This is a genomic window from Pseudomonas sp. DG56-2 (assembly GCF_004803755.1).
GTDB lineage: Bacteria > Pseudomonadota > Gammaproteobacteria > Pseudomonadales > Pseudomonadaceae > Aquipseudomonas > Aquipseudomonas auratipiscis.
Map to the genome: position 1 here is coordinate 5,356,450 of NZ_CP032311.1, position 23,790 is coordinate 5,380,239.

The window sequence follows — 23,790 nt, forward strand, 5'->3', positions numbered from 1 at the left end:
GCGATTAAGCCGACACCGCCAGGATCAGTCTTCCAGCAGCTCTTCAGCAGTACCCAGGATGTTGTCCAGGGTGAAACCAAACGCTTCGAACAAAGCCGGCGCAGGCGCCGATTCGCCGTAGGTGGTCATGCCGATGACGCGGCCTTCAAGACCGACATACTTGTACCAGAAGTCCGCATGGGCAGCTTCGATAGCGATACGCGAACCGACTTGCAGAGGCAGAACCGACTGCTTGTAGGCGGCATCCTGAGCGTCGAACACGCTGGTGCATGGCATCGACACGACGCGAGCCTTGCGGCCTTGCTCAGTCAGCTTGTCGAAAGCCTGAACCGCCAGGCCCACTTCGGAACCGGTGGCGATCAGGATCAGCTCAGGCTCGCCTGCGCAGTCCCTCAGTACATAACCACCGCGGCTGATGTCAGCGATCTGCTGGGCATCACGGTCCTGGTGCTGCAGGTTCTGACGCGAGAAGATCAGCGCCGAAGGGCCGTCCTTGCGTTCCAGAGCGTGCTTCCAGGACACCGCCGATTCGACGGCGTCGGCTGGACGCCAAGTGTCCAGGTTCGGCGTACTGCGCAGGCTGGTCAGTTGCTCGATCGGCTGGTGCGTCGGGCCGTCTTCGCCCAGACCGATAGAGTCGTGGGTGTAGACGTGAATCACACGCTGCTTCATCAACGCCGACATGCGTACTGCGTTGCGGGCATATTCCATGAACATCAGGAAGGTCGCGCCGTAAGGCACCAGGCCGCCGTGCAGGGCAACACCGTTCATGATTGCGGTCATGCCGAACTCGCGCACGCCGTAGAACATGTAGTTGCCACTGGCATCTTCAGCGCTGACACCCTTGCAACCTTTCCACAGGGTCAGGTTGGAGCCGGCCAGGTCTGCCGAGCCACCGAGAAATTCAGGCAACAACGGGCCGAAGGCGTTCAGGGTGTTCTGGCTGGCTTTACGGCTGGCGATGGTTTCGCCTTTGGCGGCGACTTCAGCGATGTAGGCAGCAGCCTTCTCGGAGAAATCAGCCGGCAGCTCGCCGCTCAGACGACGCTTGAGCTCGCTGGCCAGCTCAGGGAAGGCGGCCGCGTAGGCAGCGAAGCGCTTGTCCCACTCGGCTTCGACAGCCTTGCCGGCTTCCTTGGCATCCCACTCGGCGTAGATGTTGGCCGGGATTTCGAACGGGCCATGGTTCCAGTTCAGCTCTTTGCGTGCCAGGGCGATTTCATCGTTGCCCAGTGGGGCACCGTGGCAATCTTCCTTGCCTTGCTTGTTTGGCGATCCGAAACCGATGATGGTCTTGCAGCAGATCAAGGTCGGCTGCTCACTCTTGCGAGCGGTGTCGATGGCGGTCTTGATCTCGTCGGCGTCATGGCCGTCGACGTTGCGGATTACCTGCCAGTTGTACGCTTCAAAACGCTTTGGCGTGTCATCGGTGAACCAGCCTTCGACTTCGCCGTCGATGGAGATACCGTTGTCATCGTAGAAAGCGATCAGCTTGCCCAGGCCCAGGGTGCCAGCCAGGGAAGCGACTTCGTGGGAAATACCTTCCATCATGCAACCGTCACCCAGGAATACGTAGGTGTGGTGGTCGACGATGTTATGGTTTGGGCGGTTGAACTGGGCGCCCATGACTTTTTCGGCAAGTGCAAAACCAACAGCGTTGGCCAGACCTTGGCCGAGCGGACCGGTGGTGGTCTCGACGCCTGCGGTATAACCGAATTCCGGGTGACCCGGGGTGCGGCTGTGCAACTGACGGAAGCTCTTCAGGTCGTCAATCGACAGGTCGTAGCCGGTCAGGTGCAGCAGCGAATAGATCAGCATCGAGCCGTGGCCGTTGGACAACACAAAGCGGTCACGGTCAGCGAAATTCGGGTTGCTTGGGCTGTGTTTCAAATAGTCGCGCCAAAGAACCTCAGCGATATCCGCCATGCCCATAGGGGCACCTGGATGGCCGCTGTTGGCCTTTTGCACGGCATCCATGCTAAGGGCACGAATGGCGTTGGCACGTTCACGACGGCTGGGCATCGCTTATCTCCTGGGGCTTGAATTAATTATGAAACGAAAAAAGGCGGCCATTTTCGCCCAGGCACGTGCTCGGGGGCAATGACGGATGGTCGATGCAGCATGATTTTCCTGTGATTGAGACAAGAATCAGGCGTTAATCAGGGCAAACAGCAGGATCCGTCGTACGCGCTGCGACGAATTGACCCGCTCATCACGCAATATCAAAACTTTTTGATATTGCCCTTGCGACGATGCCGCCGCCTGACTAGACTGCGGCCCCATGAACCTTCCTGCGTCGTCGATCCGCCTCGAGCAAAATGACGAACTGGCTGCCTTGTGCAAAGCCAGCGGCGATCCGCTGCGCCTCAATGTACTGCGGGCATTGGCCAGCGATTCCTTCGGCGTACTGGAATTGGCGCAGATATTCGCCATTGGCCAGTCCGGCATCAGCCACCACCTCAAGGTCCTGGCCCAGGCCGGACTGGTAGCGACCCGGCGCGAAGGCAACGCAATTTTCTACCGACGCGCCCTGCCCGATGGGATGCGCCTTGGCGGCAAGCTGCATGCGGCGCTGCTCGAAGAGGTCGATGCGCTGAGCCTGGCGCAAGACGTGCAGGATCGCATCGGTCAGGTCCAGCAACGCCGGGCCGTGACCAGCCAGGATTTCTTCCTGCGCACAGAAGAAAAATTTCGTGCTCAGCAAGACCTGATCGCCGGACTGCCGCAATATCGCGAAAGCCTATTGGCATTGATCGACAAACTAAGCTTTGACCATGACGCCAGCGCACTAGAAGTGGGCCCTGGCGATGGTGAATTTCTGCCCGAGCTGGCCCGACGCTTCACTCGGGTCACCGCACTGGACAACAGCCCGACCATGCTCGAGCTGGCGCGCCAGGTCTGTCATCGCGAAGGCCTGGTCAATGTGAACCTGCAGTTGGCCGATGCACTCAGTGCAACGGATGTGGAAGCCGACTGCGTAGTGCTGAACATGGTCCTGCACCATTTCAGCGCCCCGGCCGAAGCCCTGCGGCAGTTGGCCAACCGTGTGAAGGCAGGCGGTAGCCTGTTGATAACAGAGTTGTGCAGCCACGACCAAAGCTGGGCCAGAGAGGCCTGTGGCGATATCTGGCTAGGCTTTGAGCAGGACGACCTGGCCCGTTGGGCCAGCGCAGCGGGACTGGCTCCCGGGGACAGCCTATATGTGGGCTTACGTAATGGTTTCCAGATTCAGGTCCGCCACTTTCAGCGACCGACTGGCGACACTCAACATCGGTAAATTTTAGGAACCCGTCGAGATGAGCGAATACTCCCTTTTCACCTCCGAGTCCGTGTCTGAAGGGCATCCGGACAAAATCGCCGACCAGATTTCGGATGCAGTGCTGGACGCCATCATTACCCAGGACAAATACGCACGTGTAGCGTGCGAAACCCTGGTTAAAACGGGTGTTGCGATCATCGCCGGTGAAGTCACCACGTCGGCTTGGGTAGACCTGGAAGATATCGTCCGCAAGGTTATCGTCGACATCGGCTACAACAGCTCCGACGTCGGCTTCGACGGCGCGACCTGCGCGGTCATGAACATCATCGGCAAGCAATCGGTAGACATCGCTCAAGGCGTTGACCGCAGCAAGCCGGAAGACCAGGGCGCTGGCGACCAGGGCCTGATGTTCGGTTATGCCAGCAATGAAACCGACGTGCTGATGCCTGCACCGATCTGCTTCTCCCACCGTCTGGTCGAGCGCCAGGCTGAAGCACGCAAGTCCGGCCTGCTGCCATGGCTGCGCCCGGATGCCAAGTCCCAGGTGACCTGCCGCTATGAAGGCGGCAAAGTCGTCGGCATCGACGCCGTGGTCCTGTCCACCCAGCACAACCCTGAAGTGTCGCAAAAAGACCTGCAGGAAGCGGTCATGGAGCTGATCGTCAAACAGACCCTGCCTGCGGAGTTGTTGCACAAGGACACCCAGTTCCACATCAACCCGACTGGCCAGTTCATCATCGGTGGTCCGGTGGGCGACTGTGGCCTGACCGGCCGCAAGATCATTGTCGACTCCTACGGCGGTATGGCCCGTCACGGCGGCGGCGCTTTCTCCGGCAAGGATCCATCCAAGGTTGACCGTTCTGCCGCCTACGCTGGTCGCTACGTGGCCAAGAACATCGTCGCTGCTGGCCTTGCCGAGCGCTGCGAGATCCAGGTGTCCTACGCTATCGGTGTAGCTCAGCCAACCTCCATTTCGCTGAACACCTTCGGCACCGGCAAGATCTCCGACGACAAGATCGTTCAACTGGTGCGTGAGTGCTTCGACCTGCGTCCGTACGCCATCACCACCATGCTCGACCTGTTGCACCCGATGTATCAGGAAACTGCAGCCTACGGCCATTTCGGCCGTACTCCGCAGCAGAAGACAGTGGGTGACGACACCTTCACGACCTTCACCTGGGAACGTACTGACCGCGTTGACAACCTGCGTGCTGCTGCCGGTCTCTAATTAGAAGCCGCAAGCGCTCAGTTGCGAGAGAGCCCCAGCCGAGTGATCGGCTGGGGCTTTTTCATGACATATCGACTGACAAGTGAGGAACGCACCGAACGCGGTGATTGCCTAGGCTGAGGATTCGTTCTCGCCATGCAAGGATGCTGGCCATGTTGCCCAAGCTGCTCGCTGTTCTTTTCGCGCTGTATTTATCCACAACCCAGGCGCAGGAGTGCCCAACGTGGACATCCGAGCGCGCGCGTATTGAAGTGACCCAGTTACGCGAATCCCTGACCAGATGGGATGAACACTACCATCGCTTGGGCATCTCGCTGGTGGCCGACGAAATCTATGACCAGAGCCGTGAACACCTGAAGTACCTGCAAGGTTGTTTCAGTCTGCACGGCGTCGATAATCCGCTCGCCAGCGCTCGTGGTCCGATAGACCATCCCATTGCACACACAGGCGTTGCAAAACTGATTGATGATCAAGCAGTCGCTCGCTGGATGAACGGCAAACAGGACATCTGGATTCAACCCAAGGTAGACGGCGTCGCGGTCACGCTGATCTACCAGCAGGGCCAACTGGTGCAACTGCTCAGCCGTGGCGATGGTCGCCAGGGCCATGACTGGAGCCGACATGTTCCTTACCTCGCCAGCATCACCCGAACCCTACCGCAGCCCCTCGACATCACCCTCCAAGGGGAGCTTTATTGGCGCCTCGACAGCCATGTGCAATCGACTGCTGGAGGAATCGGCGCCCGCGGTACCGTGGCCGGACTGATGGCCCGCAAACAGTTGACCGATGATCTGGGCGCCGGTGTTGGTTTATTCGTCTGGGACTGGCCCGAGGGTCCCGCGACGCAACTTGAGCGCCTGGCCAAGCTGGCCGAGTTGGGTTTTGCCGACAGCCAGCGCTACAGCGTTGCCATCGCAAGCCAGGAAGAAGCCGCCCATTGGCGCCGGCAGTGGTACCAATCGGCGCTGCCGTTTGCCACTGACGGCGTGGTCCTGCGCCAGGACAGTCGACCGCCGGCGCAACGCTGGCAAGCCAAAGCACCCCACTGGATTGCTGCCTGGAAATATCCCTTTCGCCAAGCCTTGGCTGAAGTACGTGATGTGCACTTCAGAATCGGTCGCACTGGCAAGATCACGCCAGTCCTGCAGTTAAAGCCCATCACCCTGGATGATCGGCGTATCACTCAAGTCAATGTCGGCTCGCTGGCTCGATGGCAGTCCGCAGACATCCGCCCCGGCGATCAGGTCGCAATAAGCTTGGCCGGCCTGACCATCCCTCGCTTGGAGCAAGTGGTTCATCGAACTGTTCAGCGGGTGCCAGTCTTGTCACCGGCCAGTGAGCAGTTTCACCCGTTGAGCTGCTGGCAGCCCAGCCACGACTGCGAGGAACAATTCATCGCTCGGCTTACCTGGTTAAGCGGTAAGCATGGGCTGGATATGCCGCACGTGGGCGTCGCGACATGGCGCAAACTGGTAGAGGCAGGACTGGTAAACAACCTTGCCGACTGGCTGGCCCTGACCCACGCACAATTGCATCCGCTACCGGGGCTAAGTACGGCTAGCGCAGCACGACTGCTGCAAGGGGTTGGACATGCACGCGCACGCCCTTTCCATCAATGGTTGCGCGCCTTGGGAGTACCGGCAACGCTAAACGTCGAGCTGAATACTGACTGGTCCTCACTGACCGCGAGAACTTCCAGCCAGTGGTCCGCCATGCCCGGCATCGGGTCAACGCGCGCCGAGCAGTTGCAGGCATTTTTCAATCACCCTCAGGTGCAGGCGCTGGCTGCGCAATTGGTAGCGCAGGGTATCGAAGGATTTCACCGCGCACAGTAAAAGTGCCGAGCTGAAAATTGTAGGAATTTTCTTTTCGTGCCATCGAATTGCCCACCAAGGGTTCCTTAATTCTGGAAATCAGGGCAGGATTTCCCCAACTTTTTTCTGCCATGCCCCGAATGGAGGCGCTCATGAAATTTTTTTCCAACCTCGTCCTGTTGACCGCTATTGGCTTCGGCGCAACTTCGCTGCAGGCCGCCGAGTCAACTGAAGCACTGACTGGTTGCGCGGCTAAAAAGGCCGATATCCAACAACAAATTGATAAAGCCGTTAACCCTTATCAAAAAGCCGGCCTTGAAAAAGCCCTGAGTGAGGTTAACGAGCATTGCACTGATAGCAGCCTACGCAAAGAACGCGAACAGAAAGTCCTCGACGCCCGCCACGAAGTGACGCAGCGCACCAAGGACCTGGACAAGGCCATGAAAAAGGGTGACGCCGAGAAGATCAACAAGCGCAAGGACAAGCTCGCCGAGTCCAAGAAAGAACTGCAAGAAGCGCTGGATCAACTCGAGAAGTAGGTTTTTTTCGCGAGGCTTGCCCACTGCCACAGGGCTAGCTGAACTGTCTCTGAGAGTGGACTCGCCCCGCGCTGGCCGTATTCAATGGTTACGAAATTCGGTGTGACAGGCTTTGCACGCTGCCTCAACCTTGTCGGTCGGCGCCGCCAGGTCGGCAGCCTTCAGTGGCTGGGTTCGGGTGACGGCAACCAGTTCACCGGTAGCTGTTTCCAACTGACGGGCCAAGTCCTGGAAACGCGCCTGTTTTTCCCAGACCTCTGCTCGAGCGCTGGTTTCATCGTCTTCGCGAACCTGCGGAAAATGCTTCCACGGTTCACGGGACAAGTTATCAAGCTTGACCGCACCATCGGCGAACTTCTGCCCGTCAAAGGCCAGTCGTCCTCGCAACATGCCGCCCAGGTCTTCACTGGTCTTGAGCATCTGTTTGAAAATGGTCTTGCGCTGGCCCAATGGCGAGTTGGGATCAACACCGCCGCAGGCGGTCAGAGTCAGGCAGGCCAGCAATACAACAGAGAGTCGCTTGAGCATCATGGTAACGTCGGCTCACGGGAAAAAAGGCGGCCAGTATCCTCGCCTCGTCGCCAAAGACCAATACCCTTATTAAATCTACGGTTTGCCCAGGCAGCTGAACCCCAGGCAAACCGCCAAGGAAACCCTGTTTATGAAATTTTCCCTGCGCCATCTGGGATTGGCGTTCTCGGCACTGGCGCTGCTCGCCGGTTGCAACGGCGGCGGTCCGGAGAAACCCAAACCGCACGCGCTTGCCACTTACGTCAGCGGCACTTGGAAAGACCTGCCACAAGTAAGCGACAGCGATCTGCTGGCGGGCTTCGAAGCCTGGCGCAGTGCCTGCGAGCGCCTCAAGCGCGACGCCATCTGGGCCAACACCTGTAGTGCCGCAGCAAACGTACCGAGCGACAGCAGCCAGGTCCGCAGCTTTCTCCAATCGCAGTTGGATGTCTACAGCATGCGCTCAGGTGAAAACAGTGCCAACGGCCTGATCACCGGTTACTACGAGCCGGTCTACCCCGGCAGCCTGACTCGGACCGACAGCGCACACGTGCCCGTTTACGGCGTGCCGGACGACATGATCGTGGTGGCGCTGGACAGCGTCTACCCGGAACTCAAGGGCAAGCGCCTGCGTGGCCGCCTGGATGGCCGGACACTCAAGCCCTATGACACTGCCGAAGCTATCAATCAACAAGGTGTGCCTGCGCCGGTCCTGGCCTGGCTGACCGACCCCATGGACTTGCAGTTCCTGCAGATCCAGGGCTCCGGGCGGATCCAGCTCGACAGCGGTCGACAGTTGCGGGTCGGTTACGCCGACCAGAACGGCCACCCCTATCGTCCGGTGGGCCGCTGGCTGGTCGAGCAGGGTCAGCTGAAAAAAGAAGACGTGACCATGGGCAGCATTCACGCCTGGGCACAGGCTAACCCGACGCGTGTGCCGGAACTGCTGGCGAGCAACCCCAGCTACGTATTCTTCAGTGGCCGCCCAGACAGCAATGAAGGTCCGCGAGGCTCGCTGAACGTGCCGCTGACTGCAGGTTACAGCGTGGCGATTGACCGCAAGGTCATTCCTTTGGGCAGCTTGCTGTGGCTATCGACCACCCGCCCCGACGGTGCCCCAGTGGTTCGACCGGTTGCCGCCCAGGATACCGGTGGCGCGATCACCGGCGAAGTACGCGCCGACCTGTTCTGGGGCACAGGCGCCGAAGCAGGCGAGCTTGCTGGCAACATGAAGCAGCAGGGACAGATCTGGCTGCTTTGGCCCAAAGGCACACCCTTGCCAGAGGTGCCAAAGGCTCTCTAGGCGGACACCACGAAGAACGACACGATCAGTCCCACGCCAACGAACCAGACCAACGAGCGAACTGCGGCCCAGTCAGCCAGGTAGCAGATGATGTAAAGCAGGCGACTGGTGATATACAGCACAGCCAGCACATCCTGGGTGACCTGCTCAGCATTGCCGACAATGTCGGCAATGATGACCGCTGCAGCAAAGGCAGGGAACGCCTCAAAGCTGTTCAACTGCGCGGCATGGGCGCGCCGCGGCAAGCCTTCGAGCTTGTCGAGAAAAGCACGCGGGTCGTGGTTCTGGCGCAGATTGAATCGCCCACTGCTGAATTTGGCGATGCTGGTACACAGAATCGGCAGGAACAACGCAATCAGTACACACCAAAGAGCTACGGTCATGGCAAAGTCCTTGTCGATTGGACGGTCAGAATTTCATGATCAGCATGCCGATCAATACCAAAGCACAAGCTAAGAGCCTGGGGCCGCCGAAAGGTTCTTTGAGATAGCGCATTCCAAACAGCACCACCAGTATTACGCTGACCTCACGCAATGCCGCCGCCTCGGCCACCGAACCCAACTGCATTGCCCAGAGCACCAGGGCGTAGCTCAACAGCACGCACAACCCCACCGCCAGGCCCAACCGCCACTGCAAGCGCCAGAACAGAATGAAAGGCGCGCGCCGAGCGACGCTGGCCAACAACGGAAAGGGCCAGGCACTGAGCAGTGTCAACCAGACAAGATAGTCCAACGGCTGCGACCAGAGGCGGATCGCCTGGCCGTCGAACCAGGTGTAGCAGCCAATGCACAAGCCGATCAACGCCACCACAGGCAACATCGACCAGGGCAAGCGCTCACCGCCACCGCCCTGCCACAGCAGGCAAGCCATGCCACACGGAATCAGCATGATGCCAATGATCTGCTGATTGCTTAACGTTTCGCCAGCGAACGTCAGTGTCAGCGCCAATACCACCAACGGTGATAGGCCACGCATCAGCGGATAGACCAGCCCCAGGTCCCCCGCCCGATACGCCTGAATCAACAAGAAACGATAGAACTGCTCGAACAGGGCAGAAGCCAGCAGCCATGGCCAGACTTCGGCAGGCGGGTACTGCACGAAAGCGACCATCACCAGTGCAAACACCAATGCCACGGCATCCATGCTGGCGATGACCAGCAAGCGCTCGCCGCTGAATTTGATCAAGGTGTTCCAGGTTGCATGCAGCAGTGCGGCAACCAGAACCAGAGAAGTGGCTAACACGCGAAAGTCCTTGGCAGTGCAGGTCGGGTCATCAATGGCCAGCCGCTATATAAGCACTTAGCTCAGCCCCACGTCGCGCATTATTGCGTACTGGAGAAACGAAATGCGTCGATCGTGGTCAACGCATGCAAGCAAAAAACTGTGTCCCCAAACCATCGAAAAACCATCAAAAGGATGCCCGATGGGATCGGGTACCGAATCAAAGCCACTACAGGACCCGGAATGCTTGAGCTTGTCGCTGCGTTTATCTGTTTGACCACCCTGCTTACTTACCTCAACTACCGCTTCATTGGCCTGCCACCGACCATCGGCGTCATGGTCACTGCACTGTTCTTCTCCCTATTGCTGCAAGGCTTGAGCGTCATTGGCTACCCGGGACTGGAAGATCGCGTACAGGGCCTGATGAGCCAGATCGACTTCAACGATTTGCTGATGCACTGGATGTTGTCGTTTCTGCTGTTTGCCGGAGCCCTGCACGTAAACCTCGCCGACCTGCGCAGCTATCGCTGGCCAATTGGCCTGCTGGCGACCGTTGGGGTACTGATCGCGACCGTGGTTATCGGTTACCTGGCCCATTGGATCTTCGCCCTGTTCGGCTGGCACGTGAGCCTGCTCTACTGCTTGCTGTTCGGCGCGCTGATTTCGCCTACCGACCCGATTGCCGTGCTCGGTGCCCTGCGTACCGCTAACGCGTCCAAACCGCTGAAAACCACCATCGTTGGCGAGTCGCTGTTCAACGACGGTACCGCAGTCGTGGTGTTCACCGTGCTGCTGGGAATCGCGCAACTGGGTGAGACGCCGACGGTAACCGACACCGCGATCCTCTTTGCTCGCGAAGCAATCGGCGGGGCACTGTTTGGTGGCCTGGTCGGCTATATCACCTACCGCATGATCAAAAGCATCGAGCAGTACCAGGTTGAAGTCATGCTCACCCTGGCGTTGGTCATCGGCGGTTCGGCGATGGCCTATGAGCTGCATGTTTCAGCTCCGATCGCGATGGTGGTGGCGGGTTTGATCATCGGCAACCTGGGCCGCAACCTGGCGATGAACGACATGACCCGACGCTACCTGGACGGTTTCTGGGAACTGATCGACGACATGCTCAATGCCCTGTTGTTCGCCTTGATTGGCCTGGAACTGTTGCTGCTACCGTTCTCGTGGATGCACCTGGCAGCGGCCGGGGTTCTGGCCGTGGCCATCCTTCTGTCGCGCTTGCTGACAGTGGCACCTGCGATAGTCTTGCTGCGGCGCTGGCGCAGCGTGCCACGCGGCACCGTCCGGGTCCTGACCTGGGGTGGTTTGCGCGGTGGTGTATCGGTAGCCCTGGCCCTGTCGCTGCCGCCAGGCACCGAACGTGACTTGCTGCTGAGCATCACCTACATCGTGGTGCTGTCGTCGATCCTGCTACAGGGCTTGACGATTGGTCGCGTGGTGCGCGGGGTTACCGAGCAGCCTTGACGGCCGTTACGCGGCAAGCCCACGCCCTGGGTATCAATGGGCGCGGGCTTGCGCGGCGATGCTGTGTTACTCCACAGCGGTGTCCGGGAACTGATCCTGGACGTACTTGATCTCGGTCCGTCCATGAGCTGCCGGGAGTCCATCTTCACCAAGGTTGACGAAGACCATCTTGTCCACCGTCAGGATGCTCTTGCGGGTGATCTTGTTACGCACTTCGCACTTGAGGGTGATTGAGGTACGGCCAAACTCGGTTGCCGTGATACCCAGCTCAATGATGTCGCCCTGGCGCGAAGCGCTGACGAAGTTGATTTCCGAAATGTACTTGGTCACCACACGCTGGTTGCCCAATTGCACGATCGCGTAGATCGCCGCTTCCTCATCGATCCAGCGCAGCAAGCTGCCGCCGAACAAGGTGCCGTTAGGGTTGAGGTCTTCGGGCTTGACCCATTTGCGGGTGTGAAAATTCATATCTACTCCTGACCGTCTTGCCAATCGATGCCGCTAATGATGGCAGAGCCTTCCGTGATCCTCCATTTAACATCGACTATGGTCTCGATTAATCGACAGAAAACCTTGGGCAGATGCCACGACGCAGCTATAATCGCCGACGCTTCAAAACGGTCATCTGCACTTGATACCGTTCCCGCCACCTGTCCGAGGGGCGCTGCAGCAGGTTCAACCTGTCAGGCTCGGATAGGGCGTTGTCTGGCCAGGCTTGCCTGCAGGCACTAAACGCACAACGGCGCCCATTCGCACATTACGAATGGAGGCTCTTCATGAGCGCTGTAATTACGCCTGCCGGTTTTACCGATTTCAAAGTCGCTGACATCTCCCTGGCTGCCTGGGGCCGTCGCGAAACCATCATCGCCGAATCGGAAATGCCTGCACTGATGGGCCTGCGCCGCAAGTACCTTGAAGAGCAACCGCTCAAAGGTGCCAAGATCCTCGGCTGCATCCACATGACCATTCAGACTGCCGTGCTGATCGAAACCCTGGTTGCCCTGGGTGCCGAAGTACGCTGGTCGTCCTGCAACATTTTCTCCACCCAGGACCAGGCCGCTGCCTCTATCGCCGCTGCCGGCATTCCTGTGTTCGCCTGGAAAGGCGAGACCGAAGAAGAGTACGAGTGGTGCCTGGAGCAAACCATCCTCAAGGACGGCGCCCCATGGGACGCCAACATGATCCTCGACGACGGTGGTGACCTCACCGAACTGCTGCACAAGAAATACCCAGCGGTGCTCGAGCGCGTTCACGGCGTCACCGAAGAAACCACCACTGGCGTACATCGCCTGCTGGACATGCTGGCCAAGGGCGAGCTGAAAATCCCGGCCATCAACGTCAACGACTCGGTCACCAAGAGCAAGAACGACAACAAGTACGGCTGCCGTCACAGCCTCAACGACGCCATCAAGCGCGGTACCGACCACCTGCTGTCGGGCAAGCAAGCCCTGGTAATCGGCTACGGTGACGTGGGTAAGGGCTCGGCGCAGTCGCTGCGTCAGGAAGGCATGATCGTCAAGGTCACCGAAGTCGACCCGATCTGCGCCATGCAAGCCTGCATGGACGGTTTCGAGCTGGTCTCGCCATTCATCGACGGTATTAACAACGGTACTGAAGCAAGCATCGACAAAGCGCTGCTGGGCAAGATCGACCTGATCGTGACCACCACCGGTAACGTCAATGTTTGCGATGCAAACATGCTCAAGGCCCTGAAAAAGCGTGCCGTGGTGTGCAACATCGGCCACTTCGACAACGAGATCGACACCGCTTTCATGCGCAAGAACTGGGCATGGGAAGAGGTCAAGCCTCAGGTCCACAAGATCCACCGTACCGGCGCTGGCGATTTCGACCCGCAAAACGATGACTACCTGATCCTGCTGGCTGAAGGCCGCCTGGTAAACCTGGGTAACGCCACCGGCCACCCAAGCCGCATCATGGATGGCTCGTTCGCCAACCAGGTACTGGCGCAGATCTTCCTGTTCGGCCAGAAGTACGCTGACCTGTCGCCAGCTCAGAAAGCCGAGCGCCTCACGGTTGAAGTACTGCCGAAGAAGCTGGATGAAGAAGTGGCCCTGGAAATGGTCCGCGGCTTCGGCGGCGTAGTGACCCAACTGACCCCTCAGCAAGCCGAATACATCGGCGTGACTGTCGAAGGTCCGTTCAAGCCAAACGCCTATCGCTACTAAAGCCGATGGCGGCAAGCTTCAAGGGGTAAGCAGGCGCGGCTCGCGCTGCCCTGCTTTTACCCTGTCGCTTGCCGCTTGTAGCTAGCCGCCCAAGGAATCTTGTATGTCTCAGGAACGTCGTTACAGCTTCGAGTTCTTCCCGACCAAGACCGATGCTGGACATGAAAAACTGCTCGCCACTGCTCATCAGCTGGCCAGCTACAACCCGGATTTCTTCTCCTGCACCTACGGTGCCGGTGGCTCTACCCGCGACCGCACGCTGAACACTGTGCTGCAGTTGGAAAGCGAAGTTAAGGTCCCTGCCGCGCCGCACCTGTCCTGCGTCGGTGACAGCAAGGAAGACCTGCGCAGCCTGCTGGCCCAGTACAAGGCCGCCGGTATCAAGCGTATCGTTGCCCTGCGCGGTGACCTGCCTTCGGGCATGGGCATGGCCAGTGGGGAACTGCGCTACGCCAACGAACTGGTCGAATTCATTCGCCAGGAAAGCGCCGATCACTTCCATATCGAAATCGCCGCTTACCCGGAAATGCATCCTCAAGCGCGCAATTTCGAGGATGACCTGGCCAATTTCGTACGCAAGGCCAACGCCGGTGCCGACAGCGCCATCACCCAATACTTCTTCAACGCCGACTGCTACTTCAACTTCGTCGAACGCGTGCAGAAGCTTGGGGTGAACATTCCTGTAGTGCCGGGGATCATGCCGATCACCAACTACAGCAAGCTGGCACGTTTCTCCGACGCTTGCGGCGCCGAGATTCCTCGCTGGATCCGCAAGCAACTGGAAGCCTATGGCGATGACGTCAAGAGCATCCAGTCGTTCGGTGAAGAAGTCATTACCCACATGTGCGAACAACTGCTGCAAGGTGGTGCACCCGGGCTGCACTTCTACACCCTGAACCAGGCCGATCCAAGCCTGGCGATCTGGAACAACCTCAAGTTGCCTCGTTGATCGATCCGCTCCACCGCTGGATACCCGGCACGCGTATTGCGCACGTCTACTAGCCATGGGCGTGCGCACGTCGTACTCTCCAGATATGCCCGATTTCACCCGCCTATTGACCGCCCTGCTGCTTACTTGCCTGAGCGCGTTTGCCCATGGCGAGAAGCTTCGCATCGTCACCGAACCCTGGGCACCCTATGTGTACCTTGAGAACGGTCAGGCAAAAGGTATCGATTACGATGTCACCGTCGAAGTCTTCAAGCGCCTTGGCGTTGAAGTGGAATGGCAGTTCCTACCCTGGAAGCGCTGCCTGGCGATGATCGATCAAGGCCTGGCGGATGGCATCCTGGATATCTTCCAGACTGAGCAACGCGGCACCCAGCTGTTCTATCCCAATGAACCGCTATCGAACGTAGAGTTTGTCCTTTTCTATGCCAATGCCCGCCCCCATTCGATCAACCGCCTGCAGGATCTGCGCGGCCTGACTGTCGGTACCTCCCCTGGCTACGTGTACGCCTCGGCCTTCAGTGAGTCGCCGCTGTTCACCCGTGAACCTGCGCCAACCCATGAAGCGAATTTCGGCAAACTGCAGCGAGGACGCATTGATTTGCTGATAACCGACCGCCGCGTAGGCCGCCACCTACGAAAGGACCTGGGGCTCGAACGAGAAATCAGCGAACTGCCGCTGGTGGTCAGCACCCAAAGCCAGTACCTGGCCATACGCCGCAACGCCGGTATGCAGGAACTCATGCAACGCTTTGCCATCGAACTACGAAATTTCAAGCAAGAACCCGCCTTTACGGCGCTGAATGCCCGCTATGCTGGCATTCCAGAAAATTTTCCAGCCACCGTTGAGCAGCAGGAACGCAGCACGCCTTGATTGCTCTGTTATACTCTGGCCTTCCCGCCAGGCTTACGCCCGGACGCTCGGCCTTGCAAAAGGCATCCCGATCGGCAGGACTGCGCGGCCAAGAGCCCGCCCGCCGCAATCCGGATGTGCATTGAAGACCCTGCTGGACCGGACGCGAGTGCATCAGCCGATGCCTACCGCGCCAGGCAAGATTATCCCATCGGGCTTAGCCCCCACTAAGAACAGGATTACTCATGTCCTTTGCTTCCCTCGGTCTCTCCGAGGCTCTAGTCAGCGCCATCGAGGCTGCTGGCTATACCCAGCCCACTCCGGTGCAACAGCGGGCCATTCCCGCCGTGTTGCAAGGTCGCGACCTGATGGTCGCCGCCCAGACAGGTACTGGTAAAACCGGCGGCTTCGCACTGCCAATCCTCGAGCGCCTGTTCCCAGGTGGTCACCCAGACAAGTCCCAGCGTCATGGCCCTCGCCAGCCGCGGGTTCTGGTGCTGACCCCTACCCGTGAACTCGCAGCCCAGGTGCATGACAGCTTCAAGGTCTATGCCCGCGATCTTAAATTCGTCAGTGCCTGCATCTTTGGTGGCGTTGGCATGAACCCGCAGGTTCAGGCCATGGCACGGGGCGTTGATGTACTGGTAGCTTGCCCGGGCCGACTGCTCGATCTGGCTGGCCAAGGCAGCGTTGACCTGTCTCACGTCGAGACACTGGTGCTGGACGAAGCCGACCGCATGCTCGACATGGGCTTCATCCACGATGTGAAGAAGGTTCTCGCCCGGCTGCCAGCCAAGCGCCAGAACCTGTTGTTCTCGGCAACCTTCTCCAAGGACATCACCGACCTCGCCGACAAATTGCTGCATAACCCCGAGCGCATCGAGGTTACGCCACCAAACACCACGGTCGAGCGTATCGAGCAGCGCGTCTATCGCCTGCCGGCCAGCCACAAGCGTGCCCTGCTGGCCCACTTGATCACCACCGGTGCGTGGGAACAGGTACTGGTCTTCACCCGCACCAAGCACGGCGCCAACCGCCTCGCCGAATACCTGGAAAAGCACGGCCTGACCGCCGCCGCGATCCATGGCAATAAAAGCCAGAACGCGCGCACCAAGGCCTTGGCCGACTTCAAGGCCGGCACTGTGCGCATCATGGTTGCCACTGATATCGCCGCCCGCGGCCTGGATATCGACCAGTTGCCTCACGTGGTCAACTTCGAGCTGCCCAACGTCGAAGAAGACTACGTACACCGTATTGGCCGTACCGGTCGTGCTGGCCGTTCCGGTGAAGCCATTTCGCTTGTTGCCCCGGACGAAGAAAAACTGCTCAAAAGCATTGAGCGTGTTACCCGCCAGAAAATCCCGGATGGCGACCTGATGGGCTTCGATGTCTCCAAGGTAGAAGCCGAGAAACCTGAAACCCGCGAGCGCCCACAGAACAATCCACGCGGTGGCCGTGGTCAGCGTGCTGATGGCAGCAACGGCGGGCGCAAGGACAAAGGCAAAGATCAGGGCAAGGAAAAAGGTCGCGAGAAGGACAAGGAAAAAACCGCAGAGAAGTCTGCTGGTGGCCGCCAGGAACGTAAACCACGCGATAACAAGAAGCCACGCCAGCCACAGTCCACCCAAGCAAGTGCAGTGCCGGCGTCAGGCAATCGTGATCCAGAAGAGTTCCTGGATGACGACATCGATAATTTTGGTAACCGCGCCGACTACGTCAGCCCTTATCAGAACAAAGGCAATCAAGGTCGTAACCGTCGCCCTGGCGCGCCCGCGCAAAACGGTGCCGGCGCAAACGGCCAGCAGCGTAGCGGTGGCGGCCAAGGCCGCAACAACGGCCCACGCAATAGCGCTGGTGGTGCAGCCAATGGCGAAAAACGCGGAGGTTCGCGCAATGGTGGCGGCGGTCAGCAACGCCGCGATGGCGGTGCCCGCAATCGCCGCTCGGACAGCGGCAACCAGTCGGGCGAGCCAGCCGTACGCAATCCACGTGAAGGCCAGCCACAACCGAAAATCATGCACAAAGAGTCGAAAATCGACCGTTTCCCGACGGCTGAACAGCTTGAGCAGTTGCCAAGCCGTCCGCGCGGCGAGAAGCCTGCACTGCTGACCCGCAATCGCTGATTCGGGAATTGCAGAAACAAAAACGCCGCCTCTGAGGGCGGCGTTTTTGTTGGTGCAGCAGAATTTACTTCTGCTTCACGCCTTCAACCGAGATGTCCAGGTCCAAGGTCTGGGAAGTAGCGCCCGGGCCTTTGATACCGAAGTCATTCAGGTTCAGGGTGGTGGTGGCATTGAAACCAGCACGCTCACCGCCCCATGGATCCTTGCCTTCGCCGTTGAAGGTCGCTTTGAAGGTTACCGGCTTGGTAACGCCGTGCATCGTCAGGTCGCCCGTTACGTCAGCCGTTTTCTCGCCGGTCGATTTGACGCTGGTGGAGACAAACTTGGCTTCTGGGTACTTCTTGACGTCGAGGAAGTCAGCGCTGGCGATGTGCTTGTCTCGCTCAGCGTGGTTGGACCACAGGCTGGCGGTTTTCAGATCGACAGCGATTTTGCTCGCTTCAGGCTTTGCCGAGTCCCAGCTGAAAGTACCATCGAAGTCCTTGAAGGTACCGTGAATGAAGCTATAACCCAGGTGGCTGATTTTCCAATCAACGAAGGCGTGCTGGCCTTCCTTGTCGATCTTGTAGTCTGCAGCCATGGCTTGACCGGCCGAGAGCAGTGCAGTACCGAGCGCCAGAGCGGCAAAAGTCTTTTTCAACATGCTTCTATATCCCTTTGGAGTTGAGGTAGAACATCAAGCTTTGCGGCCCAGCATTCGCTTAAGGGTCGCGTCACGGTCGATAAAATGGTGCTTCAGGGCTGCCAGGCCATGCAGACCGGCAAAGATCACCAGGCCCCAGGCCAGGTAAAAATGGATTTCACCCGCGACATCCGCCTGATCAGGCAAGTTGCTGATCAGTGCAGGTACCTCGAAAAAGCCGAAGACCGGAATGCCAACGCCATCGGCGGTAGAAATTAGGTAGCCGGCCGTCATTACCGCGAACAGCCCGAAGTAAAGCAGGCTGTGCCCGGCTTTGGAGGCTGCACGCGTCAGTTTGCCGTGGTTGGGGAGCGCTGGTGGTGGCGGGCTCATGAAGCGCCAGGCCACACGCCCCAGCATGACAGCCAGCAGCACCAGGCCAATACTTTTGTGCAGGTCTGGAGCCGACTTACGCCAAGGGCTGTAGTAGTCCAGGCCCATCATCCACAGGCCAAGCCCGAACAGTCCGAAAACGGCCAAAGCCACGCCCCAATGCATGACGATGCTGACCAGACCATAACGAGAAGATGAATTGCGCAGTTGCATTGCCGTGTTTCCCTGTAAGAACTGTGCCTAAGACTAACGAGTTAAATATCGAATTAAAGCGGAAAATTTCGCTCTGAAATATCGAGAAAAACGATTGTTAGTGTGTAACAGCGCTATTAAGGAAACATTAACTAGGTGGGAAAGTGCAACTGCAGGAGCGGGCTTGACCGGCGATTGGCAGAGCCAGGCTCATCGCCGTGCAGGCCCGCTCCTGCAGTTTTTCAAGGCTTCAGGTGTCACTGCGCCTTGGCTTGAACGTTGGCTGCTGGTTTTTTAACCGCTGCAGCTTTTTTCGCCTGCTCGGACTTCGCCACCGGTTTTTTCGCCGGAGCATGCTTGACGGGTGCCTTGGCTGGGGCCGCCTTGACCGGTGCTGGCTTAGCCGGCTCTTCCTTGGCAACCGGTGCCACCACAGGTGCTGCTACCGGTGCTGGAGCAGCCGCCGCTTCAGCAGGCTTGAGCGCTGGTTTTTCGACCGGCTTTTCGTCACTGCCAAACATCCGCGAGAAGAAGCCAGGTTTGCTTTCTTCCTTTTTCACCGCCTCTGGCGCTTTGGCAGGCTTATCGGACGAGCCACCGAACAGGTTCGAGAAGAAGTTGCCCTTGCTTGCTGCCACTGCAGTGGCAGCGGCAGCTACTGGAGCGGCATTGACCGGATCGAACGACTTGCCCGCTGCCAGGTCCTGTACTTGGCTGGCGGCACGTTGACCGCTGCGCAGTGCGCCTTCCAGGGTGCCCGGATAAAGCGCATCGGTGTGTTCGCCCGCAAAGGCAACACGTTGCACCGGACGCTCCCACAGACGCCAGAACTTGCTGATCTGCCCTGGGCCATAGGCCAGGTAAGCGCCACCCATGTTGGCGTCGGTGCTGTAACGGCGTACTTCGTAGCCGGTAAAGGCACCACGAGCCTGTGGATAAAACGCATGCAGACGGATCAGCACTTGATCGACCATCTGCTTGTCGCCGAAGGCCTGCAACAGACGGGCGTTATCACCCGACAGGTTAATCACCACGTTAGCCCCACCCTTGAGTGCAGGCTCGATCCACAGCATGCCAAGGCCGGCGTTACTGAAGATTTCGCCAGACATCCGTGCGCGGCTCTCCCAGACCGGATTCTTGAACTTGAGCAGCAACTGGTCGCGCCAGCCATAGTTGGTGCCTTTGAGCGCCGCTACGTGCTTGTTGTCCAGGCCGGGAATCATCTGGATTTTTGCCAGGGCGCGCAGTGGAACGGCCAGCACGACATAATCGGCCTGGTAGCCAACGCTGCCGACCTTGACCGTGACACCGTTCTTGTCCTGGGTAATGGCGCTGACCGGCGAGCTGGTCTTGATGGTTTTCAGTTGTTTGACGAATGCCTGGGCCAACACCGGGCTGCCACCTGGCAAGCGTGCGGCTCGCAGGTCGCGGTCGCTGACACCGCGATAGACGCGGGTTTGCTGGGCAAAGTAAAGCAGCGACAGACGCGACGGCTCGTCATAACGGGTACGGATCTGCTGGTTGATCAGTTGGCGCGCGGTGGTTGGCAACTGCAGCTTGTCCAGCCAGGAGGACACGTTCAGCTGATCGAGGGCGAACAGGGTGCTGTTGGCTGCCGGGTTCTGCGGGTCGTCGATCGAACGCGCCAGATCGTCGAGGGTTTTCTCATAACGCTTGAGTGCCTCGGCAGTGACCGGCTGTTTGGTAGCCAGGTCGGTCGCGCTATAGTATTCACCATCGATCAGGTAGCCCGGGACGCGAACAAACTCCGGGGCCGGAAGGGTGTTGATCTTGAAGGTATCGAGGTACTGATTGAGGGTTGGTTGGGCCTTGCTGTTGCCAATCCACTCGCTGGTGGCCAGGCCCGAACGCCCACCCATGCCCGACTTGGCTTCAAGCAAGGTTACCTGCCAGCCTTTGGCCTGCAACTCGTAAGCCGCCGTAAGGCCTGCCAGACCACCGCCGACGACGATGGCTGTCGGGGTTTTGTCCTTGGCCAGCGCAGCGCCACTGAACAGTCCTATCATTACCAGCGCACAGGCGCGCAGCCAACCAGCAGACATTTTGGCGAACTCCGGATCGAAACAGATAATTGGGGGGATCCCCCAGGAAAGAGTAGTCGAAGGATACGCCACGCCAAGCGACCTCGCCAGCAACGCCCACATGCCGATTGCATGCCACGGGTTGTTCTCGGGCGGCGCATTGCATAGGCTTGCCGCGCATGTCCGCGCTGTCGTCGCCAGGAGAAATGAAATGGGCCTCAACCAACAGTGGATGCAACGTGACCTCAAGGTCCTTTGGCACCCCTGCACCCAGATGAAAGACCACGAGCAACTGCCCCTGATCCCGATCAAGCGCGGCGAAGGCGTATGGCTGGAAGACTTCGAAGGCAAACGCTATCTCGATGCGGTCAGCTCCTGGTGGGTCAACGTTTTCGGCCATGCCAACCCACGTATCAACCAGCGCATCAAGGATCAGGTCGATCAGCTTGAGCATGTGATTCTGGCAGGCTTCAGCCATCAACCGGTCATCGAACTTTCCGAGCGCCTGGTACAGATCACCCCGGAAGGCCTCACCCGGTGCTTTTACGCTGACAACGGTTCGTCGTGTATCGAAGTCGCGCTGAAAATGAGCTTTCACTACTGGCTCAACAAAGGCCAGCCCGCAAAAAAACGCTTCGTCACCTTGAGCAACAGCTACCACGGTGAAACCATTGCGGCGATGTCGGTCGGCGACGTGCCGCTGTTCACCGAGACCTACAAGGCCCTGCTGCTCGACACCATCAAAGTGCCAAGCCCCGACTGCTACCTGCGCCCTGAAGGCGTGAGCTGGGAAGAGCACTCGCGCACCCTGTTCCAGGTCATGGAGCAAACCCTTGCCGAACATCATGAGACGCTCGCCGCCGTAATCGTCGAGCCGCTGATTCAGGGTGCCGGTGGCATGCGCATGTACCATCCGGTTTACCTCAAGCTGCTGCGCGAAGCCTGTGACCGCTATGGCGTGCATCTGATCCACGACGAAATTGCCGTCGGCTTCGGCCGCACCGGAACGATGTTTGCTTGTGAGCAGGCCGGTATCCGTCCCGACTTCCTGTGTCTGTCCAAGGCGTTGACCGGCGGCTATCTGCCGCTGGCCGCGTGCATGACCACCGATGATGTCTACAACGCTTTCTACGACGACTACTCGACCTTGCGCGCCTTTCTCCACTCGCACAGCTATACCGGCAACCCGCTGGCCTGTGCAGCGGCGCTGGCGACCCTGGACATCTTCGAGCAAGACAACGTCATCGAGAACAACAAAGCACTGGCCCAACGCATGGCCAGTGCCACCGCACACCTGGTCGATCACCCGAATGTGGCGGAAGTGCGCCAGACTGGCATGGCCCTGGCGGTGGAAATGGTTCAGGACAAGGCCAGCAAGACGCCTTATCCGTGGCAGGAGCGTCGCGGCCTGAAAGTATTCGAGCACGCCCTGACCCGCGGCGCGCTGCTGCGTCCGCTGGGGAGCGTGGTGTACTTCCTGCCGCCTTACGTGATTACCCCGGAGCAAATCGACTTTCTGGCGCAAGTGGCCAGCGAAGGAATCGACATTGCCACGCGCGACAGCGTCAGCGTGGCAGTGCCGGGCAATTTCCACCCGGACTTCCGCGATCCGGGCTAGCAGCGACCCTCTGCAGGAGCGGGCTTGCCCGGTGATCAGGCGCTACCCACACTGCTGGGCAGCCCGCTCCCACAGCTAACATCTATCCAGAGTTTTCACATGAGACTGTCCCGCTTCTTCATTGATGCCCCCCTGAGCCTTGGCGAACACGACTTGCCCGAAGCCCAGGCCCACTACATCGGCCGGGTGCTGCGCATGGCCGCTGGCGACGCCGTGCAACTGTTCGACGGCAGCGGCCAGGAGTTCCTTGGCCAGTTGCTCGAAGTCGGCAAGAAAACCGTTCGGGTGCAGTTGAGCGAAGCCTTTGCCGGGCAAGCGGAATCAAGCCTCAAGGTCCATCTTGGTCAGGGCTTGTCCCGCGGCGAGCGGATGGACTGGGCGATCCAGAAAGCCACCGAACTGGGCGCCAATGTCATCACCCCGATTGTCAGTGAACGCTGCGAAGTTCGCCTCAAGGACGAGCGCGCCGACAAGCGCCTGGCCCATTGGCGCCAGGTAGCGATAAGCGCCTGCGAACAGTGCGGACGCTCCAGCGTGCCGCAGATCAATGCACCGGTGCTGTTGGCCGACTGGCTCAAGGCGTGTGATGAGCAGCTCAAGCTGGTTCTGCATCCGGTAGCCGAACCCATGCTCAGCCATCAGCCACCGCAAAGCCTGGCGTTTCTGATCGGCCCGGAAGGTGGTTTGAGCGATGCCGAAGTGGAGCAGGCCAAGGCCGCAGGCTTTCATGCCGCGCGCCTGGGACCACGGGTGCTGCGCACCGAAACTGCACCCGTGGTAGCGTTGGCCGTGGCTCAGCAGCTCTGGGGCGATTTCTAAAGGACGTAGAAAAACACGGCAATGAAGTGCAGCAGGCTGCCGGCGATGACGAACAGGTGCCAGATGCCATGCCAGTGGCGAAAGCGACTGTCATAGGCAAAGAAGATGATGCCGATGGTGTAGAACGCACCACCGGCAGCCAGCCAGGCAAATCCGGCAGCGCCCAGACTGGCCAGCAGCGGCTTGACTGCAACCAGTACGATCCAGCCCATCACCGCATAAATGATGATCGACAACACTCGCGCTTCGGAGCGCGGCTTGATCTCCTGCAACATCCCTATCACTGCCAACCCCCAGACCACACCGAACAAACTCCAACCCCACGGCCCGCGCAGGCTGACCAGGCAGAAAGGTGTGTAGCTACCGGCAATCAACAGATAGATCGACAGATGATCGAGCTTGCGCATCACCACTTTGGCCTTGCCGCGCACGCTGTGATAGAGCGTGGAGATGCTGTATAGCAACAACAGGGTAAAGCCGTAGATCGACAGGCTGACGATCTTCCACGGATCGCCCTGCAAACTGGCCACCACCAACAACCAGATTGCGCCGATACAGGCCAGTACTGCGCCGACTAGATGCGTCCAGGCATTGAAACGTTCACCGTGATACATGCGACTGGGTCCTCCAAGTAACGGACAGG

The 23,790-nt window shown here is 59.2% G+C and carries 21 protein-coding genes and 1 riboswitch; of the genes, 12 read left to right on the forward strand and 9 right to left on the reverse strand.

Features of this window, described 5'->3' with window-relative positions:
* Positions 1-24: 24 nt before the first annotated feature.
* Entirely contained in the window at positions 25-2,022 is a 1,998-nt protein-coding gene (tkt, locus tag D3Z90_RS24580) for a transketolase (protein ID WP_136478472.1), read from the reverse strand.
* A 259-nt stretch (positions 2,023-2,281) separates the two neighbouring features.
* Here tkt and D3Z90_RS24585 point away from each other — a divergent pair, with 259 nt between their 5' ends.
* The 4 genes from D3Z90_RS24585 to D3Z90_RS24600 all read left to right on the forward strand — a co-directional run bounded on the left by D3Z90_RS24585 (position 2,282) and on the right by D3Z90_RS24600 (position 6,840).
* Positions 2,282-3,277 carry a metalloregulator ArsR/SmtB family transcription factor gene (locus D3Z90_RS24585; protein WP_136478473.1) on the forward strand — a complete coding sequence of 332 codons (996 nt, stop codon included), beginning with the start codon at positions 2,282-2,284 and terminating at the stop codon, positions 3,275-3,277.
* 19 nt (positions 3,278-3,296) lie between these two features.
* Complete coding sequence (metK, locus tag D3Z90_RS24590; RefSeq protein ID WP_136478474.1) at positions 3,297-4,487, forward strand: methionine adenosyltransferase; 1,191 nt, start codon at positions 3,297-3,299, stop codon at positions 4,485-4,487.
* Positions 4,488-4,642: 155 nt separating this feature from the next.
* Complete coding sequence (ligB, locus tag D3Z90_RS24595; protein ID WP_136479043.1) at positions 4,643-6,322, forward strand: NAD-dependent DNA ligase LigB; 1,680 nt, start codon at positions 4,643-4,645, stop codon at positions 6,320-6,322.
* Positions 6,323-6,453: 131 nt separating this feature from the next.
* Entirely contained in the window at positions 6,454-6,840 is a 387-nt protein-coding gene (locus tag D3Z90_RS24600) for a DUF1090 domain-containing protein (protein ID WP_136479044.1), read from the forward strand.
* An 81-nt stretch (positions 6,841-6,921) separates the two neighbouring features.
* Here D3Z90_RS24600 and D3Z90_RS24605 read toward each other — a convergent pair whose 3' ends face one another.
* Positions 6,922-7,371, reverse strand: a complete 450-nt coding sequence (locus D3Z90_RS24605; RefSeq protein ID WP_136478475.1) for a cytochrome c — start codon at positions 7,369-7,371, stop codon at positions 6,922-6,924.
* Positions 7,372-7,501: 130 nt separating this feature from the next.
* Between D3Z90_RS24605 and D3Z90_RS24610 the strand changes: the two genes are divergently transcribed.
* Entirely contained in the window at positions 7,502-8,653 is a 1,152-nt protein-coding gene (locus D3Z90_RS24610; protein WP_136478476.1) for a murein transglycosylase A, read from the forward strand.
* Here the strand turns inward: D3Z90_RS24610 and D3Z90_RS24615 are convergent.
* Positions 8,650-9,036: an MAPEG family protein gene (locus D3Z90_RS24615; RefSeq protein ID WP_136478477.1), complete on the reverse strand. Its 387-nt coding sequence runs from the start codon at positions 9,034-9,036 to the stop codon at positions 8,650-8,652. The genes D3Z90_RS24610 and D3Z90_RS24615 overlap by 4 nt on opposite strands.
* Positions 9,037-9,061: 25 nt before the next feature.
* Positions 9,062-9,895 (reverse strand): EamA family transporter, encoded by an 834-nt coding sequence (locus tag D3Z90_RS24620; protein ID WP_136478478.1) that lies wholly within the window; start codon positions 9,893-9,895, stop codon positions 9,062-9,064.
* A 222-nt stretch (positions 9,896-10,117) separates the two neighbouring features.
* On the opposite strand from D3Z90_RS24620, the gene D3Z90_RS24625 reads away from it, so the two are divergent.
* Positions 10,118-11,353, forward strand: a complete 1,236-nt coding sequence (locus D3Z90_RS24625; RefSeq protein ID WP_136478479.1) for a sodium:proton antiporter — start codon at positions 10,118-10,120, stop codon at positions 11,351-11,353.
* Positions 11,354-11,419: 66 nt separating this feature from the next.
* On the opposite strand, the gene D3Z90_RS24630 is transcribed toward D3Z90_RS24625, so the two are convergent.
* Complete coding sequence (locus D3Z90_RS24630; RefSeq protein WP_136478480.1) at positions 11,420-11,821, reverse strand: acyl-CoA thioesterase; 402 nt, start codon at positions 11,819-11,821, stop codon at positions 11,420-11,422.
* 182 nt (positions 11,822-12,003) lie between these two features.
* Positions 12,004-12,108: riboswitch (S-adenosyl-L-homocysteine riboswitch) on the forward strand.
* A 21-nt stretch (positions 12,109-12,129) separates the two neighbouring features.
* On the opposite strand from D3Z90_RS24630, the gene ahcY reads away from it, so the two are divergent.
* From ahcY to D3Z90_RS24650, 4 genes are all read left to right on the forward strand, one after another.
* The gene (ahcY, locus tag D3Z90_RS24635) at positions 12,130-13,539 is read left to right on the forward strand and encodes an adenosylhomocysteinase (protein WP_136478481.1); all 1,410 of its coding nucleotides are present in this window, start codon (positions 12,130-12,132) and stop codon (positions 13,537-13,539) included.
* Positions 13,540-13,642: 103 nt separating this feature from the next.
* A complete protein-coding gene (metF, locus tag D3Z90_RS24640; RefSeq protein WP_136478482.1) occupies positions 13,643-14,488 on the forward strand; it encodes a methylenetetrahydrofolate reductase [NAD(P)H] in 846 nt (281 codons plus the stop codon).
* Positions 14,489-14,573: 85 nt separating this feature from the next.
* Positions 14,574-15,359, forward strand: a complete 786-nt coding sequence (locus tag D3Z90_RS24645; RefSeq protein WP_136478483.1) for an ABC transporter substrate-binding protein — start codon at positions 14,574-14,576, stop codon at positions 15,357-15,359.
* A 224-nt stretch (positions 15,360-15,583) separates the two neighbouring features.
* Positions 15,584-17,461 carry a DEAD/DEAH box helicase gene (locus tag D3Z90_RS24650; RefSeq protein WP_136478484.1) on the forward strand — a complete coding sequence of 626 codons (1,878 nt, stop codon included), beginning with the start codon at positions 15,584-15,586 and terminating at the stop codon, positions 17,459-17,461.
* Positions 17,462-17,525: 64 nt separating this feature from the next.
* On the opposite strand, the gene D3Z90_RS24655 is transcribed toward D3Z90_RS24650, so the two are convergent.
* The 3 genes from D3Z90_RS24655 to D3Z90_RS24665 form a co-directional block, all read right to left on the reverse strand.
* Positions 17,526-18,104 (reverse strand): YceI family protein, encoded by a 579-nt coding sequence (locus tag D3Z90_RS24655; protein ID WP_136478485.1) that lies wholly within the window; start codon positions 18,102-18,104, stop codon positions 17,526-17,528.
* 33 nt (positions 18,105-18,137) lie between these two features.
* Complete coding sequence (locus D3Z90_RS24660; protein ID WP_136478486.1) at positions 18,138-18,689, reverse strand: cytochrome b; 552 nt, start codon at positions 18,687-18,689, stop codon at positions 18,138-18,140.
* Positions 18,690-18,925: 236 nt separating this feature from the next.
* Positions 18,926-20,731, reverse strand: coding sequence for a flavin monoamine oxidase family protein (locus D3Z90_RS24665; protein ID WP_136478487.1), 1,806 nt, complete (start codon positions 20,729-20,731; stop codon positions 18,926-18,928).
* Positions 20,732-20,921: 190 nt separating this feature from the next.
* Here D3Z90_RS24665 and D3Z90_RS24670 point away from each other — a divergent pair, with 190 nt between their 5' ends.
* Together D3Z90_RS24670 and D3Z90_RS24675 are read left to right on the forward strand one after the other, a co-directional pair.
* A complete protein-coding gene (locus D3Z90_RS24670) occupies positions 20,922-22,328 on the forward strand; it encodes an adenosylmethionine--8-amino-7-oxononanoate transaminase (RefSeq protein ID WP_136478488.1) in 1,407 nt (468 codons plus the stop codon).
* Between the two features lie 99 nt (positions 22,329-22,427).
* Entirely contained in the window at positions 22,428-23,147 is a 720-nt protein-coding gene (locus D3Z90_RS24675; protein WP_136478489.1) for a 16S rRNA (uracil(1498)-N(3))-methyltransferase, read from the forward strand.
* On the opposite strand, the gene D3Z90_RS24680 is transcribed toward D3Z90_RS24675, so the two are convergent.
* The gene (locus tag D3Z90_RS24680; protein ID WP_136478490.1) at positions 23,144-23,761 is read right to left on the reverse strand and encodes a hemolysin III family protein; all 618 of its coding nucleotides are present in this window, start codon (positions 23,759-23,761) and stop codon (positions 23,144-23,146) included. The two genes, D3Z90_RS24675 and D3Z90_RS24680, sit on opposite strands and share 4 nt — an antisense overlap.
* Between the last annotated feature and the right edge of the window lie 29 nt (positions 23,762-23,790).

What these genes read in the sequence shown, in the direction of transcription:
- D3Z90_RS24585 (WP_136478473.1), top strand. Translation starts at nt 2,282, where the DNA reads ATGAACCTTCCTGCGTCGTCGATCCGCCTCGAGCAAAATGACGAACTG.
- D3Z90_RS24680 (WP_136478490.1), bottom strand. Translation starts at nt 23,761, where the DNA reads ATGTATCACGGTGAACGTTTCAATGCCTGGACGCATCTAGTCGGCGCA.
- D3Z90_RS24645 (WP_136478483.1), top strand. Translation starts at nt 14,574, where the DNA reads ATGCCCGATTTCACCCGCCTATTGACCGCCCTGCTGCTTACTTGCCTG.
- D3Z90_RS24660 (WP_136478486.1), bottom strand. Translation starts at nt 18,689, where the DNA reads ATGCAACTGCGCAATTCATCTTCTCGTTATGGTCTGGTCAGCATCGTC.
- D3Z90_RS24605 (WP_136478475.1), bottom strand. Translation starts at nt 7,371, where the DNA reads ATGATGCTCAAGCGACTCTCTGTTGTATTGCTGGCCTGCCTGACTCTG.
- ahcY (WP_136478481.1), top strand. Translation starts at nt 12,130, where the DNA reads ATGAGCGCTGTAATTACGCCTGCCGGTTTTACCGATTTCAAAGTCGCT.
- D3Z90_RS24630 (WP_136478480.1), bottom strand. Translation starts at nt 11,821, where the DNA reads ATGAATTTTCACACCCGCAAATGGGTCAAGCCCGAAGACCTCAACCCT.
- D3Z90_RS24650 (WP_136478484.1), top strand. Translation starts at nt 15,584, where the DNA reads ATGTCCTTTGCTTCCCTCGGTCTCTCCGAGGCTCTAGTCAGCGCCATC.
- tkt (WP_136478472.1), bottom strand. Translation starts at nt 2,022, where the DNA reads ATGCCCAGCCGTCGTGAACGTGCCAACGCCATTCGTGCCCTTAGCATG.
- D3Z90_RS24600 (WP_136479044.1), top strand. Translation starts at nt 6,454, where the DNA reads ATGAAATTTTTTTCCAACCTCGTCCTGTTGACCGCTATTGGCTTCGGC.
- metK (WP_136478474.1), top strand. Translation starts at nt 3,297, where the DNA reads ATGAGCGAATACTCCCTTTTCACCTCCGAGTCCGTGTCTGAAGGGCAT.
- D3Z90_RS24655 (WP_136478485.1), bottom strand. Translation starts at nt 18,104, where the DNA reads ATGTTGAAAAAGACTTTTGCCGCTCTGGCGCTCGGTACTGCACTGCTC.
- D3Z90_RS24610 (WP_136478476.1), top strand. Translation starts at nt 7,502, where the DNA reads ATGAAATTTTCCCTGCGCCATCTGGGATTGGCGTTCTCGGCACTGGCG.
- D3Z90_RS24665 (WP_136478487.1), bottom strand. Translation starts at nt 20,731, where the DNA reads ATGTCTGCTGGTTGGCTGCGCGCCTGTGCGCTGGTAATGATAGGACTG.
- D3Z90_RS24670 (WP_136478488.1), top strand. Translation starts at nt 20,922, where the DNA reads ATGGGCCTCAACCAACAGTGGATGCAACGTGACCTCAAGGTCCTTTGG.
- D3Z90_RS24625 (WP_136478479.1), top strand. Translation starts at nt 10,118, where the DNA reads ATGCTTGAGCTTGTCGCTGCGTTTATCTGTTTGACCACCCTGCTTACT.
- metF (WP_136478482.1), top strand. Translation starts at nt 13,643, where the DNA reads ATGTCTCAGGAACGTCGTTACAGCTTCGAGTTCTTCCCGACCAAGACC.
- D3Z90_RS24615 (WP_136478477.1), bottom strand. Translation starts at nt 9,036, where the DNA reads ATGACCGTAGCTCTTTGGTGTGTACTGATTGCGTTGTTCCTGCCGATT.
- D3Z90_RS24675 (WP_136478489.1), top strand. Translation starts at nt 22,428, where the DNA reads ATGAGACTGTCCCGCTTCTTCATTGATGCCCCCCTGAGCCTTGGCGAA.